At 34.9% G+C, this 506-nt stretch carries 1 protein-coding gene; it reads left to right on the top strand.

The features are described 5' to 3' along the window. On the top strand, positions 1-202 hold a 202-nt coding region (locus D5S11_RS19990; protein ID WP_164833860.1), incomplete at its 5' end, for a hypothetical protein. Positions 203-506: the final 304 nt, after the last annotated feature.

Raw genomic sequence — 506 nt, 5'->3', positions numbered from 1 at the left:
AGATTTAATTAAAGCGCTACAGATATTATTAAAATATGGAAACCCTAATTATCCAACGTGGTGCGAGCATGATGTTTTACATATATGTGATATTGATGAAGGAAAAGTTAGTGATTATGATAAAGCTAAACTTGATGAGTTAGGGTTTATGGTGGACGAGGATGAAGGCGGATTTATGTCATTTAAATTCGGAAGCGCGTAATTGACNGTGATTATGATAAAGCTAAACTTGATGAGTTAGGGTTTATGGTGGACGAGGATGAAGGCGGATTTATGTCATTTAAATTCGGAAGCGCGTAATTGACGCCACTAAAAACAAAAGACGGCATCCTAATTATAGAGATGCCAAGTCTTGATCACTTAATTATAAGGAAGAATAATATGAACAATGCAGTAGAAATGCCAAAATATTTATGCAACAAGCAGGTATGGGCTTTAAAAATTAAGCGTGTAGATATTAACCATCAAGGTAAGGCTTTATTGTTGATTGAAGATAAAGGCTTTGC

The organism is Bacillus sp. L75 (assembly GCF_003676355.1).
Classification (GTDB): Bacteria; Bacillota; Bacilli; order Bacillales; family Bacillaceae; genus Bacillus; species Bacillus velezensis.
The sequence above is the reverse complement of the archived record's forward strand: the minus strand, read 5'-3'. Positions and strand labels throughout refer to the sequence as shown.